Genomic DNA, 14,580 nt, shown 5'->3' with positions numbered 1-14,580 from the left:
CATTGGATGGTTTCAAAGGTGCTTGCTTAATAGAATTTCATCCCTTATGGGAATTCCGTTTTCCGCTATATATGGAATGGAAGGTTTATGAATTCTCGCTGTTTCAACAGCGTTGCATTTAAGGTCTACTAATTGGAATCCCCTTCGCTGGTAAAACCCGAGTGCATGGAGATTATCATTTGTCGTAATAACAGAAAGGGAGAGGCACCCATTGATGCTGGCTTCCTCTTCCACCTTTCCAAGAAGGGACGAACCGATGCCGACTCCTTCTCGCAAACTGTCCAATGAAATGATTTCACACTCTTGATTTCCCATCACGAAGGTGATGAGTCCTAGGATCTCGCTGTCTTCTAAACAAGCAAATCCATCCAGATTGACACAATCATGGATGCCTGTAGAGATGACCATTTCTGTGCCTCCCCAGTGTCTAAGGAAAAAGCCCACACGTTCCTTGACTTTCAGCTCCATAACAGGTACCACATTCAAGGCACTCACCACCATTCTTTATATTCGTATAGTGCTCTCTTATAACTTACCATAAATATCCTAAAAATCATGTCTAATTGCATCTTTTTTTGACAAAATGTGTTTTTTTTATCCTGTTTTCATCCATTTCTGGCATATGTTCGTTCCTAACATATCACCCATAATTTTTCCATCAAAAAGAAGCCCTCCTAATGGAGGACCCTATCTTTAATCCATGGTAGCATCTGGTTCTATACAAGGCTTCCGATGTAATCAGACTGCGGCCGGAATATCGTATTATTTTCTGATTGCTCGAGTACATGGGCCGTCCATCCAACCGCCCTTGCTGCTGTAAACGTCGGAGTGAAGAGATTATCGGGGAGATGGATTGCTCTCATGATCGATGCTGCGTAATACTCCACATTCGTGTATAGACCCCTGCCAGGTTTCAATTCTTTAAGAAGCTTCACCGCAATGTCTTCAATTGCAATAGCGAGATCAAGCTCTTCATTTTCACCGTGGAATTCGAGCAATTTTCCTTTAATGGCGGTTGCACGGGGGTCACGCGTCTTATAGATCCTGTGACCGAACCCCATCAATTTCTCTCCTTGGGAAATCTTCTTCCGGATCACACTTTCCGCGTTTTCTTCAGTCCCTATCTCCTCCAGAAGAGCGATAACCCCAGTCGGTGCCCCTCCATGGAGGGGGCCTTTCATCGTGCCGATTGCTGAAATGACAGACGAAATTAAATCCGATTCAGTAGATGCCGTCACTCTGGCAGAAAACGTGGAAGCATTCATCCCGTGCTCCATCGTCAGGATCATATAGGTTTCAAGCGCCTGGGAAACAGTACGGTCGGGTTCCATGCCGGTAAGCATATAAAGATAGTTTGAAACATGTCCCAATTCATCGTGAGGCTTTATGAAAGCTGCCCCTTTTAGATGCCGTTCCCTGTAGGCGATGATGGTCGGAATCAGCGCCGTAATCCGTACTGCTTGATCCAGGGTTGGCTTCCATCCATATTCTGTACCTCCTTCTGCTGACAGCACGGTTCTTAGCACGCTCATGGGATCCATGTTTACAGGAAGATGTGTAAGAACATCAAGCATAGGTTCAGATAGCGTCCGGTTGGTTTTTAACTCCTCACCAAGATGGTTGGCTTCTTCTGTAGAGGGCATCCTCCCGTACCAAAGAATATAAGCAGCTTCTTCAAATGAACATTTTCCCGTAAGTGTCCTTACATCATGTCCTCTATAGATAAGAAGACCCTTTTCTCCATCAATATGACTGATGGCTGTCTGAGCTGCGACGATTCCTTTCAAACCCGGTTGATACATGCTCTTCACTCCTAACTGGTTATTACTCTCAGTTTATAGTAGAGTATCAATTAAGAACATTATATATATTTAAATGAGTTAATTACTTTTTTTAATCAGGGAGGGATCCTATTGGAGTTGAGTTGGTTACGGACGTTTATCGTTGCTTCCCAGACACGCAATTTCAGAAAGGCATCTGAACAATTGTATATCTCTCAGCCATCGGTATCGGTCCATATCAAACAGCTGGAAAAAGAGCTGGGTGTGGCCCTTTTTGAACGGAGCAACAAGAAGGTGGCATTGACCGAAGCAGGTCGATATTTTGTGGGGGAAGCCAAAGAAATGGTGAAGGTTCATGAAGATGGATTGAAGAAGATGCGATCCTTCATGCAAGGGTATACCGCTGCATTAAAGATTGCCATCTCTCCTTTGATAGCCGATACCATCCTGCCTGCCGTATTGAAACGATTCATGAACGAATATCCGTACGTTGAAGTGGACGTGAAAATCATCGAATCCAATGATATTGAACGCGCCGTCATGAACGAAGAAGTTGATATCGGGCTGTCCTGTCTTCCCTCCCTTCATAAAGAGGTGGGAAGCGAAAAACTTTACTCGGATCGGGTCATGCTTGTCGCGCCGCATGATGGGAGAGATTTTGAATCCGCCCTTCCCCTCGATGAAGAAGAAGTTCTCCACCATGCGAGGATCCTCACCCATAACCATCCAGGCTATTGGGAGGAACTGTGCGAGATCCTGAAACATTTTTACCCCAACTCCAAGATGATGAAGGTGTCACAGATTCACATCACCAAACGTTTCATTACCGAGGGGCTTGGCGTATCGTTTTTGCCGTCTTCCACAGTCAGAAGGGAACTTCTTGAAGGGAGACTGATGGAAATTCCTGTCCATTCGTTTGAACTACCGGAAGCAAATGCATACTCCCTTTGGAAATATCCACATGAAACTCAGCAGCAATTTCTTCAATTTTTGTCCCGCTTCCATTATTAACGTGCTCGTCTTTGACTCCTTCATGTGACAGTTATACTGACATTACCCTCGCAACCTCTGGATTCATCCCATGTCACATGTATCTCGAATGTACCTTTTCTCAACAGGTAAGGAAATCGCCTCCTGATGGATGCCTGCATAGGGAGGCCTGGAACGTCGGACAGGGCAATCCACGTGGGGATGCCCTCCGCCGGTTTTTTCAGGAGTTCTCCGGTAAACTCAGTCGCAAGATAATTAAAGATGATAAACCTTTCCATTCTCTCAGGGTTGACATACTCATAAATCCCTTTGTATTGCATGTTCTTTACTCCAAGACCGGTTTCTTCCTTCACCTCGCGGATGGCGGCTTCGGTAAAGGATTCAGGAAACTCTACTTTACCACCCGGAGGGATAAAACCTGTAAAATCATCATGCTGCCGGTCGATCAGCAGTACCCGATTTCCGTCCTTGATCAAGCATAGCGTCCAAAACGTTGTATGTACAATGGTCAACGGTCGGTCACCTTGATTTCCCTGATCACAGAATGCCCCTTCGATCTTGCCTCATCCAGCCATTCCCACTCTTCCTTCAACTCGATTCGGCCGTCCTCCAAAACAGCAGGAGTAGAACGGCATATCCCTCCCCGGATGGCTCCATTCACATTCACATGATTGTACCGGAAGTCAAGACACCCATCTTCGCCCACCAATCCGATAAGGAAGCCTTTTTGTATATCCCCTCCTTCATAGGAACCTGTCAGGAGATCTCCTTCCTGCCGGTATTTGAAAATGGTGCGAGTCGATACCTCCCCGTTTTCTGAGTTTTCAACAGCTGTAAATATGCGATTATGGTAGTTGATCAACAATCTATTCCTCCTTCGATACGATTTTCACAGTATACCAACGAATGTTTCATTTTTCAATATAATCTGATAATAAAGCAGGACACGATTTATACATTTTTTCTTCCTTATACAAAAGCGGTGGCATGCTCTACTAAAAGTAAACAAAAGATAAAAATCTTTGGAACAAATAGAGATTGGGAAAACAAAAAAGGTCCTGACGATCAGTATGGCTTCTTTATACCGCTCATGATTTCCGTTCAAGACTACGCTTTCCGCGGGTAGCCCGTGAGCCTCCTCGGCAAGCCTGCGGGGTCTCACATCTGCTACTCTTCCCGCTGGAGTCTTCGTCTTGCACTCCAATCAACCGCTAGGAACAAGTAAAAAGTAATGGTCATGAAAAAAATCAAAAACCCGAACTATCTCGGGCAGGATAGTTCGGGTTTTACTATAACTAAAACGCTCTTGTCCCAGACTCTTTTCAAATCTATGAACGTTCATAATCAGCGGCCAAGGTGCTGTCGGATATCTTCCTTTGCCATCTGGACGGCTTCATTGAATGTATTGACATTATTTGATGCCCAGGAATTGTAAAGTTTGATCAAATCGGTGCGATTATATACCTGGCCAGCAAATTCCTGATAGAAATAAATCAACAGTACATTGACGACTTCTTTCGGAAGCAGGTTTCGCTTTTCAATCCCTTTGAGCGAGATGATTTCAAGCCCCCTGAGGTCCTCTTTTAAGATTGACCGGGTCATCTCGAATGGATCGGCGCGATAACAGAGTTCAATCTCTTCTGTGCTTAAATTTTGCAGCTCCATGGCCCCCTGCCCCTTTCTCTAACTACCCTGATTATAACAGATTGATGGGTGGGGGTTCCAACTATAATGTGCAGTTGTAACCTAATTGTAAACGTTTGTTCACCCTTTGTTCATCAAACTCCAAGACCTTTTGATAAGGGTTTCATCTTTTCAGTTTTGCCCTTAAATCCTCTAGTTCTTCAAGAGAAAGAGAAGGAAGAAGATGCTGAATTTCCTTTTCCAATGCTTTCTTATTTTCCTCCCGGTACTCCTGCCACCATTCTCGGAGTCCCTCCGTATGCTCCATCAGATACTCGAGGTCAATTTCTTCCACTTCATCATCAGACAAATACTGAAGGGTTGAAGCAAGCAGACTCTCGAGTTTCTTGTATTTCCATTCCAAGCTCTCACTCTTTGATGTCATGCATTCATTCCTCCTTATGTGTAGTATAGCCAGCAGGATTCCTTTCCACACAAAAACGACCAGACCCATATGAGTGAGCCTGGTCTCAACGTTTACTTCTTCTTGAATCGCTTCGTCCATTTGTATGCAAAATAGATCAGTACGAGTGCAATAAGCACATAGGCGACGTAAGAATATACATCCATATATTGAACGATGCTCTCCCATGAATCTCCAACAGCCGATCCCACCCATACCAGAACGGTATTCCATATCAATGTACCAATCAAGGTGAAGAGGAGGAAGTAGATGAATTTCATCTTTGCAACTCCTGCAGGAATGGAAATGAGGCTTCGGATCAACGGTACCATGCGTCCGAGGAGGACGACGCGATACCCATAAAGCTCAAACCATCTATGCGCTTTTCTTATATCTTCCTTTTTGACTCTGAGAATGTGCCCCCATCTATCTACAATCCGTTCAAGTTTGTCTTTTGAGAGTAATACTCCGATTCCATAAAGGATGATGGCCCCTGCCACAGAACCTGCAGTAGATGCGAGAATGACGCCCGGAATCGTCATACTGCTCGTTGTCGTCATGAACCCGCCGAACGTCAGGATGATCTCAGATGGGATGGGTGGGAAGATATTTTCAAGTGCCACCAATAAGAAAATCCCAAGGTAACCGTATTGCTCCATGCTTTCAATAATCCATTTTTCCATGTTTTCCTCCGTATATGGTAGATTAGATTGTTTAGAGAAATGTCACATCCAGATTGCTCTGTCTGTATGTACAACTGGTATAATAAAAAATGGTCAATGAATAGTGCCAGCGTATGTTAACAGATCAAGAGATCTTTCAATGTTTTTTCGTATAATTGTGATGGAACCTGATCTTGTCGGATGAAGGAGTAGATGGATATCCCATTCTCCAGTGATAAGATGGCCCAGGCAAGTTCTTCCGGCGTCAGCTCTTTAGAAGGATATACACCCCCCAGTAGCTTCTTGATGCCTGAAGCAATCTGGTCTACTGAGGCTTGGATGAGGTTAGACCACTTTTCCTTTACGGAAGCATCCCTCATGGCGTAAAGTAGGAATTCTATGTTAAGCAAACAGGATGATCGTTCGAGATTTTTCCGTTGTTCATAGTAATGATTCATGGCTGTCACAAAGTCTTCAATGGTAGCCTGTTGCGTTAGGATCGATTCGATGTCGTTCACGTACCCTTCCATCTGCTGCTGAAGGATTGTCAGGAACAGGTTTTCCTTTGAGTCAAAATGGGCGTAAAATGCACCTTTGCTGTAGCCTGCTTTTTCAGAAATTTTATCTATGGAAGCACCGTGGAAGCCCATTTGTGCAAATAATTCCACTGCTGCACCCAGAAGTGCTTGCCTTGTCTCGTTCCTTCTTTCTTCTTGCGTCATTCTTCTATTCATTATGCCCTCCTGATTTCTTGACAGTTTACGAATATACTATTAATATACCTTATAGTATATATATTCTTTTCGGTATGTGCAAACCGAATTACTATCTTCATAGAATCCAGCTAAGTGAGATGATAATTATGAAAACTCAAGAGCACGTTTTACCAACGAAACGCGCATATACTGAGGTCTTGACTCAAACCATCAAGACCGGGATCATTAAATCCAACCTTATTCCAATGGTTGCCGGATTGACACTGGCAATTTATACGTTCAATTTGAATTTGATCGAGAATTTGCCTAATATTATTTTGGCCGTTCTCGGGTCTGCCCTGGTGATTGGTGCTGCCGGTGCATTCAATAATCTCTATGACCGGGATATCGACATCCTTATGGAGCGGACTAAGAACCGCCCTACTGTCACAGGGGATATTCAGCCGATGACAGTCCTGTGGATGGCGATCAGCATGGCCCTGGTGGGATTGCTACTTTTGGCACTCACGACACCGATGGCTGCTCTTTTCGGTCTACTCGGTCTCTTCTTCTACGTCGTTCCCTATACGATGTGGAGCAAAAGACGATCGATCTATAATACAGAGATAGGGAGTATTTCCGGAGCGATGCCCGTCCTGATCGGGTGGACCGCCGTCCATTCTTCCATCGATCATCCTGCTATTATCAGCCTCTTCGTCATCAGCATGATCTGGCAGATGCCGCATTTCTATGCCATCGCAATCAGGAAGCATGACGATTACAAAGCAGCAAGTGTGCCAATGCTGCCTGTTGTAAAAGGATTCAAGCGCACTGTCATCCAGACGAATGTGTATCTCGTAGTGTTGGCATTGGCAAGTCTCCTTCTTATGCCCTTGAGCATCACCCTCATGACAATCGGACTTGTACTCAGTGCAGGATGGCTTGTTCTGAGCATCTACGGAAGACGTAAAATGGAACAGCGTCAATGGGCAAATACCATGTTCTTTTATTCTTTACTTCACATGACACTGCTATTCTCTGCTGTCATTGTATTTTCCCTGCTGGGCATCATATTTTAAACGGTAAAGACCTGGACTGAGTCCAGGTCTTTTTATCGTTAAAGCCGAATTATAAGTCAAAAAGCTAAATGGGCAACCTACAAAAGTAAGAACGGATTTCGCGGTGTTCCTTTCCGGTAAAACCAGTCCCGTCAATATATTGAATAGGATCAGGAATAATGGAATCACGATCAGGATAAAATCATCCTGTAGCTTTGTAAATCTTTTTCATTTTGAAACAAATACTCAATTGCACCTTGCCATATCAGGAATATTCTGATATCATCAATTCAATCTAAAAGCGATGATGAGACGAGTAGCTAGGGTAAATACAGTAAAGAGACCTCCGGTAGCTGAAAAGGAGGCTGTGGAATCCTAATGAAAAAAACCTCTGAGCTCCACAAGGAATTGAGTTCTCAAGGATGATGTGGCGGATTCCACCGTTAAAAGGATAGGGTATCGCATAAAGCCGTACCTGATAAGGCCGGACAGGTGACTGTAACGGTAAACTGAGGTGGTACCGCGGATGTGTAAGCTTCCGCCCTCAAGATTTCGATCTTGGGGGTGGGAGCTTTTTTGTTGAAAGCAAGATCGTAGATAAAGGAGGATTTCATCATGCACTGGGCTTATGAAATAGCCAAAAGGATCATACTTACTGATCCTGACCTTGAAACCTATACACTCGCTTCCGGTATCAGCCCATCAGGAATCGTTCATATGGGGAATTTCAGGGAAGTAGTAACAACTCATTTTGTGGCACAAGCGTTGAAGGCTATGGGGAAAAACGTCCGTTTCATCTTCTCTTGGGATGATTATGATCGGTTAAGGAAGATCCCCTCCAACATTGATGTTGCCTTTTCTGAACACATAGGAAAGCCATACTCTGAAGTGCCTAATCCATTTGGAGAGGGAACATGGGCGGCTCATTTCGAGAACGAATTTGAAACATCCCTCGAAACGTTCAACATACACCCTGAGTTTATTTATCAACATAAGGAATATTCGTCCGGGAGATATCTTCCCTCGATTGTACGTGCATTGAAAAAACGGAAGGAAATCTACGACATTCTTATGGAGTTCAAGACGAATGAACCGTCCAGGGAAGAGCGCGATGCCTTTTACCCTGCGACTGTTTATTGCAAGACGTGCGGAAAGGACCACGTTCATATCGACTTATTTTCTGAAGAAGCTTTGACACTTACGTATCACTGCAGATGTGGAGTGAAAGAAACGGAAAAACTTGATTCAATTCTGCTTAAATTGAATTGGAAAGTGGATTGGGCCATGAGATGGTCTGTTGAAGGCGTGAAGTTCGAGCCTGGCGGTAGGGATCATTCCTCTGAAAACGGCAGCTTTGCGGTCTCGAAGGTGATTTCCGACAGAATCTTTGATTACAGGGCTCCCCTTTATACCTCATACGAGTTCATCAGCCAGAAGGGATCACACAAGAAAATGTCAAGTTCTTCAGGACAGGTCTTAAAGGCTGAAGATCTATTGGATGTATATCCCCCGGAAGTGGTTCTGTTCCTGTTCGCCCGTCACCGCCCGGAATCTGCTTTTCATATAGGGTTGGATGATGATGTGATCAAAAACCACGCCGAGTTTGCAAGAGTTCTTACTGCCTATCAAGATGGTTCACTGTATGATCCTATCATGAAGCAAGTAGTGGACCTTACCGCTTCCGATGTAACGATGCCAATGGTCTCCTTCAATCAGATCGCTGGCCTGCTTCCCTTGATTTCATTCCGCACCGATCTGCTTGTCTCCATATTGAGCGATCAGGGAATCGCGGTCCAATCTGAAGAACTTGAAGAGGTCTCCACAAGGGTAAAGAACTGGATTCAGAAATGGAATCCAGATAAGGAATTCAAGGTTAATGCCGACAAGGATGTGGCATACTTCCTCACGCTCCCTGATGATGTAAAAAGGCAAGTTCAACTCTTCCGGTCCTCTATCGCAACTGGAGCGGACCCCATGCATTCTGTTTATGAAATCTGTCGTCAGGAAGATAAAAAGAAAATGAAATCAGCACAAAAAACGTTGTTCCAATCCATCTACATGCTTATCCTTGGAAAGAAAAATGGCCCCAGGCTGCCTCTTCTCCTTTCAGCTGTGGGAAAAAACCGGTTCATGGCATTGCTGACATTTTGAACGCATAAAAGACTGCAGGACACCTGCAGTCTTTTGTTTGCGAATGGTGATATACGCACTCTCTTAAGACCAAATGGACTTGAGTGCAGAAGCCTTCCATTCTTTCAAAACGACTTTACCCGTCAAGCTCTTAAATTCAAAATCTAAGCTTTCACCTTCCGGGAATATCAGACTGGTTATCGCCAGTTCACCGTCTGTACTAAACACCTCGATCGATGAAGTATCGATGTAAAGATGGAAACCACCCCGTTCACTTCCTGCATATTCCGCTAGTTGTACTGCCGGAAATGACGTAGAGAATGCATGGATTCCTGATCGACGCCTGTCTAGGGTGAGGGTTCCTTCTTCGACGTGACAGGTTAAGAGTGACACTTCTTCCTTTCCATGACGGATTGTGAGGACCCAGACTGAATTTATATCTGACTCCGTTTCAAAATGGAGATGAGCAATATTTGTCTGCATCTGTTCTTGATAAGTTTCCCCTTCATTTAGTGAATGTGGCGTCATCATCTCTTTTCCGGATCCTGAGATTACAGCCAGTTCACACACTGGATGCTGGACGAGCCGGTATCCCGAAAGCGACCTCTTCAAACCAAGCTCCCTTGGCAGCGTCATGGCGCTCCTCCACCCTTCCGTGGGAACATCATTTGCATAACGCCAATTGCTCATCCATCCGATATAGATCTTCCTCTCATCCTGCAGGTCGGACCAGCTCACCCCTGCATAATTATCCCTGCCATGATCCAGCCATAATATGAGATCGGCTGGATTTTCATTGATGAATGTCTTCCCATCAAAATCCCCTATGAAATACTGGGTCCTAGAACCTTCAAGGGTATCTGGATGATCTCCTATGCTTACGAGCATGACCCATCGCTCTTTCCCATCACATTCAAGACGGAACAAGTCAGGACATTCCCACACCCCTGCATGGGACCCTTCTCCATGACCGAATGCGCTTGCATACGTCCACTGCAACAGATCAGGAGAATGATAGATGGTGATGGATTGACCGGTTGCCAGGACCATCACCCATTGTCCGGATTCCCCATGCCAGAACACTTTCGGGTCGCGGTAATCTGGTTCGGATGCATTTTCCAGAACAGGGTTCCCCTCATATTTTGACCAACTCCGTCCTTTATCTACACTATAGGCGACACTTTGCCGCTGCCTGACGTCTCCCGATATAGGATCGGTATCGTGATTGGTATAGATCGCGACGAGCCCCGGCTTACCATTCTGGAAAAAGCCAGAGGTATTGTGCCAATCCACCACCGCACTTCCGGAAAAGATCGTCCCGAGTTCGTCAGGATAAAGGGCGATGGGAAGTTCCTCCCAATGGACCAAGTCCTTACTGACTGCATGCCCCCAGTGCATCGGGCCCCATGTGTTTCCGTCGGGATGATATTGAAAGAACAAGTGATACTCTCCTTCGAAATACACCATTCCATTCGGATCATTCATCCACTTTTCTCTAGGTGAAAAGTGGAATTGAGGACGGAATTTTTCAGTATAGATTTCCTTTTTAGTCTGATTTTTCATCTTCATGACTCTCCTTTATCTTATTCCTGATTTCGATCATACCCGGCCTGCTTGATTTCCAACCATTCTTGGAGTCCAAGCCGGTCCAATTCCTTCAGATACGCTTCCCACTCCTTATCAATCTTGCCGTTTGTAATCCATTCGGCTTTTTTACGGTTGATATAAGCAAAAAGATCTGTTTCAATCTTGGATAACTTATCGAGGTCCTCCAAGGAGAAAAATACTTTAGGGTAGATATTTTCTGCCTTCATATGAGGGACCATTACATCTTTCATAAGCCCCAGTCTCCATGCAGCATCATCCGGCTTGGTGGTAAAAGGTCCATAATACTCATCCAATATGGCAAGAGGACCACCGATTGAGGTTTTCTCACGGAGCTCAACAGGGGCCGTTCCTTCCAAAGGGAGATGTTTCAATGCTTGATCAGCTTCATTGAATTCAAAGATATTTTGTTGTTTTTCATCACCATACGTTCCCCAATTATCCTGTACGGATTGGAGCGGGTCATACAATTGGTCGATCCATTTTGCGGTAAGCTCCAGATTTTTGTTGGCCGATGTGATGACCATTTTATTCCGGTCGAACCCCATATTATTTGTTCTTGTCACGTTTTTCTCCCCATCAGGCCCTTCTAGTGGAGGCAGAAGATCATACGTGTCGTTCATCCCAGTGATGTTGGCTTTGTCCCAGGTGAAGTACATTCCATATCGCCCTTCTTTTCCTTTTGAAAGGTAGGTATTCCAGTCTTGTTCAAATGCCTCTACATCCATCAGTCCTTCCTTGTAAAGCTCATTCAAATAACGGATTGCCTCCTTATAGCCGTCTTCAGAAGCCGTCATTTTGATTTCACCATCGTCGGTCACCACAGTATGGTCCCCGTTCTCCCCAAGACCGAATGCACCGAAAAGATGTGATACATCTTCTCCTCCATGGTTGATAATGAACGACATCGGGATTTCATCTGCTTTTCCATTCCCATTTGGATCCTGTGTTTTAAACGCTTTCAAAACATTTTTCAGCTCTTCAGTATTTGTGGGCATATCGAGCCCCAACTTATCCAGCCACTCCACATTGATCCATGGGAAATCATCGACAGAGTGGATGCTTTCTTTTCCTGCACCAAGCTCCTCTATCCATGGGAACGAATAGATATGTCCGTCCGGAGCCGTCATCATTGCTTTATACTCAGGGGCATCCTCAAGGACCTTTCTCAAGTTTGGCATATGTTTTTCAATCAGGTCTTCCACCGGTACTATCGCTCCGTCTTTTGCGAGTTTCAGGATTTCATAATCCCCGTACCCTGTGTTCATGATGGCGTCGGGCAAATCACCGCTCGCAACAGCAAGATTCCGTTTCTCATCGAAGGTTTCCCCTGCCGAATAATTGGTCCAATCGATTTCCACGCCTGTTTGCTTCTGCAGCCTCTTCAGGATCAGTTTTTCATTTGGGTCATTCGGTGCAAGTGGTGAACTGGAGGTCATGATTTTCAGACTGACCTCTTCTTTCAAAGGAAATGTGACATCCTTCAGCTCGTAATCTTCGGACGATGCACTCTTACTGTTGTTGCTGCACCCGGCAGTAACAAGGATCCCTGTCAACACTGCAGCTGACATTGTTCTTGACCATTTCTTCATTTTACATTTCCCCCTTGAGATTATTTGAGTGAACCGACCATTACACCCTTTTCAAAGTACTTTTGGAAGAATGGATACATAATGATTAGTGGTAGACTCGCCAAAACGATGGATGAATATTTAATCATTTCTGAAATCCTCTGTAGCTCTGCGGCCGCCTGCTGATCCCCGATCATTCCAGGCTGTACTTCATTTTGTATAAGGATTGATCGCAGGACGAGTTGTAGTGGATAAAGGTCCCTGTCTTCAAGATAGATCATGGCATCGAAATAGGAGTTCCACTGGCCGATGAACGCATACAGTGCAATGACAAAAATGATCGGTTTTGATAGCGGAAATACAATTTTCAGGAAGATTTTGAATTCAGAAGCTCCGTCGATCCTCGCCGCTTCCTTCAGTTCATTGGGTATTGATTTGAAATAGGTTCTCGATAGAATGATGAACCATACATTGATGGCGTTCGGGATGATGATGGCCCAAACGGTATTCAGCATGCCGAGGTTCTTGATCACAAGGTAGGTCGGAATCAGTCCACCATTGAAGAACATCGTAATTAAGAAGAAGATCATGATGAATCGCTTCCCGACCAATTCATCTGATGATAGAGAATAGCCTGCGAGAATGCAGACCGTCACTGTCACCAAGGTAAAACCCGCTGAATATAGCATGGAGTTTATGAATCCCCTTACAATGGACCCATCTTCGAAAATCTTCCGATATCCCTCAAGTGTCCAATCAGAAGAATTGAAGGACAATCCCTTACTCAGCAACACATTCGGTTCCAACAGGGAGGCCAAGAGCACATAGAGTAATGGAAACAGTACCACGACGACGATGCCGCATAACAGGATCTTATTGGTGAATAGAATGAATCGATCTGATTTTGAATAGTTGTTCATCTCAATGCTCCCCTTTCTAAAGAAGTCCTTCCCCCTCATTCAGCTTCTTGACGACGCCGTTGACGAAAACAAGGAGGATGACGTTTACCAGCGCATTGAATAACCCAACAGCCGTTGCAAAGGAATAATCCCCCGCCTGCAGTCCCCGCTTGTACACATAGGTTGAAATGATTTCAGAGGATGGGATATTCATAGACGTCTGCAGCAAGTATGCTTTCTCGAATCCGATGGCCATGATCCCGCCTGCAGCCAGAATGAACAGGACGGCCATTACCGGTTTTAGTGTTGGCAAATCGATATGCCAGATCCTTTGCAGAAGGGATGCTCCATCAACTGTTGCAGCATCATGGAGCTGTGGATCCACATTGGACAATGCAGCCACATAGATGATCGACGCCCATCCCGCACCTTGCCATACACCTGACCATATATAGATGCTACGGAACGCATCGGGGTCTGACATGAATGAGACGGGCTTATCCATAAACAAGGAAAGCATGGCGTTGATCGGGCCGGTTGGAGAAAGGAAAAGGAAAACCATCCCAGATATGACCACCACCGAAATGAAATGGGGTGCATATAGAACGAGCTGTATATTCTTCTTCACACCCGCCCTCCTGATCTGATTAAGCATCAAGGCAAGGATGATCGGAATCGGAAAGCCGATCAACAGTTCAAACGAACTCAGTTTGATCGTGTTAAGGAGGATCTCCATGAAATTCGGGGAAGATAGAAAGCTAGTAAAATGCTTCAACCCTACCCATTCACTCCCCATGATCCCACGGATCGGGCTGAAGTCCTTAAAAGCGATGGATGCACCGTACATCGGTACGTATTTGAATACAATGGTTAACAAAATGGCCGGTGCCAATAACCAATAAAGAAGATGATTTCTCTTAATGGAAGACCACTTGACCTTCAAGCGGCTCTGCGGCTTTGCTGACACGGCAGGTTCGGTACCTGCCTTAGCTATTTCCTGCACATCGTTTCCCCCTTTTTCTCTATTATGTAAGCGATATCACCCTCTACAAATCTCACTTTAAAGGATACCCCACCTAAAAACGTCCACTATTTTCGGCTGA

Annotated in this window: 15 protein-coding genes and 1 other annotated feature; of the genes, 3 read left to right on the top strand and 12 right to left on the bottom strand. The window is 44.9% G+C overall.

The window, feature by feature from the left end:
- Window positions 1–12: 12 nt before the first annotated feature.
- Window positions 13–486 (bottom strand): GNAT family N-acetyltransferase, encoded by a 474-nt coding sequence (locus ABJ225_RS03860; RefSeq protein WP_309516932.1) that lies wholly within the window; start codon window positions 484–486, stop codon window positions 13–15.
- Between the two features lie 230 nt (window positions 487–716).
- The gene (locus ABJ225_RS03855; RefSeq protein WP_347318529.1) at window positions 717–1,802 is read right to left on the bottom strand and encodes a citrate/2-methylcitrate synthase; all 1,086 of its coding nucleotides are present in this window, start codon (window positions 1,800–1,802) and stop codon (window positions 717–719) included.
- Between the two features lie 111 nt (window positions 1,803–1,913).
- On the opposite strand from ABJ225_RS03855, the gene ABJ225_RS03850 reads away from it, so the two are divergent.
- A complete protein-coding gene (locus ABJ225_RS03850; protein ID WP_347318527.1) occupies window positions 1,914–2,792 on the top strand; it encodes a LysR family transcriptional regulator in 879 nt (292 codons plus the stop codon).
- A gap of 20 nt (window positions 2,793–2,812) precedes the next feature.
- Here the strand turns inward: ABJ225_RS03850 and ABJ225_RS03845 are convergent, their stop codons facing one another.
- The 6 genes from ABJ225_RS03845 to ABJ225_RS03820 all read right to left on the bottom strand — a co-directional run bounded on the left by ABJ225_RS03845 (window position 2,813) and on the right by ABJ225_RS03820 (window position 6,253).
- Window positions 2,813–3,283, bottom strand: coding sequence for an 8-oxo-dGTP diphosphatase (locus ABJ225_RS03845; protein WP_347318525.1), 471 nt, complete (start codon window positions 3,281–3,283; stop codon window positions 2,813–2,815).
- Window positions 3,280–3,636, bottom strand: a complete 357-nt coding sequence (locus ABJ225_RS03840; RefSeq protein ID WP_481900591.1) for an avidin-fold protein — start codon at window positions 3,634–3,636, stop codon at window positions 3,280–3,282. The genes ABJ225_RS03845 and ABJ225_RS03840 overlap by 4 nt, the downstream gene beginning before the upstream one ends.
- 479 nt (window positions 3,637–4,115) lie before the next feature.
- Entirely contained in the window at window positions 4,116–4,436 is a 321-nt protein-coding gene (locus ABJ225_RS03835; RefSeq protein WP_056536654.1) for a hypothetical protein, read from the bottom strand.
- Between the two features lie 142 nt (window positions 4,437–4,578).
- Window positions 4,579–4,839, bottom strand: coding sequence for a hypothetical protein (locus tag ABJ225_RS03830; RefSeq protein ID WP_218247169.1), 261 nt, complete (start codon window positions 4,837–4,839; stop codon window positions 4,579–4,581).
- Between the two features lie 92 nt (window positions 4,840–4,931).
- Entirely contained in the window at window positions 4,932–5,540 is a 609-nt protein-coding gene (locus ABJ225_RS03825) for a DedA family protein (protein ID WP_347318522.1), read from the bottom strand.
- A gap of 116 nt (window positions 5,541–5,656) precedes the next feature.
- Entirely contained in the window at window positions 5,657–6,253 is a 597-nt protein-coding gene (locus tag ABJ225_RS03820; protein WP_347318520.1) for a TetR/AcrR family transcriptional regulator, read from the bottom strand.
- 128 nt (window positions 6,254–6,381) lie between these two features.
- Between ABJ225_RS03820 and cyoE the strand changes: the two genes are divergently transcribed.
- Together cyoE and lysS are read left to right on the top strand one after the other, a co-directional pair.
- On the top strand, window positions 6,382–7,293 hold the full coding sequence (gene cyoE / locus ABJ225_RS03815; protein ID WP_347318518.1) for a heme o synthase: 912 nt from the start codon (window positions 6,382–6,384) through the stop codon (window positions 7,291–7,293).
- Between the two features lie 274 nt (window positions 7,294–7,567).
- Window positions 7,568–7,821 (top strand) — a binding site (T-box leader).
- A gap of 66 nt (window positions 7,822–7,887) precedes the next feature.
- The gene (lysS, locus tag ABJ225_RS03810) at window positions 7,888–9,423 is read left to right on the top strand and encodes a lysine--tRNA ligase (protein ID WP_347318516.1); all 1,536 of its coding nucleotides are present in this window, start codon (window positions 7,888–7,890) and stop codon (window positions 9,421–9,423) included.
- 63 nt (window positions 9,424–9,486) lie between these two features.
- Here the strand turns inward: lysS and ABJ225_RS03805 are convergent, their stop codons facing one another.
- From ABJ225_RS03805 to ABJ225_RS03790, 4 genes are read right to left on the bottom strand one after another with little or no spacing between them, the layout of a single operon-like run.
- Window positions 9,487–10,965: a glycoside hydrolase family 32 protein gene (locus tag ABJ225_RS03805; RefSeq protein WP_347318514.1), complete on the bottom strand. Its 1,479-nt coding sequence runs from the start codon at window positions 10,963–10,965 to the stop codon at window positions 9,487–9,489.
- Window positions 10,966–10,985: 20 nt separating this feature from the next.
- On the bottom strand, window positions 10,986–12,599 hold the full coding sequence (locus ABJ225_RS03800) for an ABC transporter substrate-binding protein (protein WP_218247174.1): 1,614 nt from the start codon (window positions 12,597–12,599) through the stop codon (window positions 10,986–10,988).
- A 20-nt stretch (window positions 12,600–12,619) separates the two neighbouring features.
- Window positions 12,620–13,498 carry a carbohydrate ABC transporter permease gene (locus ABJ225_RS03795; RefSeq protein WP_079516063.1) on the bottom strand — a complete coding sequence of 293 codons (879 nt, stop codon included), beginning with the start codon at window positions 13,496–13,498 and terminating at the stop codon, window positions 12,620–12,622.
- 16 nt (window positions 13,499–13,514) lie between these two features.
- On the bottom strand, window positions 13,515–14,480 hold the full coding sequence (locus ABJ225_RS03790; RefSeq protein WP_481900590.1) for an ABC transporter permease: 966 nt from the start codon (window positions 14,478–14,480) through the stop codon (window positions 13,515–13,517).
- Window positions 14,481–14,580: the final 100 nt, after the last annotated feature.

The organism is Rossellomorea sp. RS05, from assembly GCF_039822645.1.
GTDB lineage: Bacteria > Bacillota > Bacilli > Bacillales > Bacillaceae_B > Rossellomorea > Rossellomorea marisflavi_B.
The sequence above is the reverse complement of the archived record's forward strand: the minus strand, read 5'-3'. Positions and strand labels throughout refer to the sequence as shown.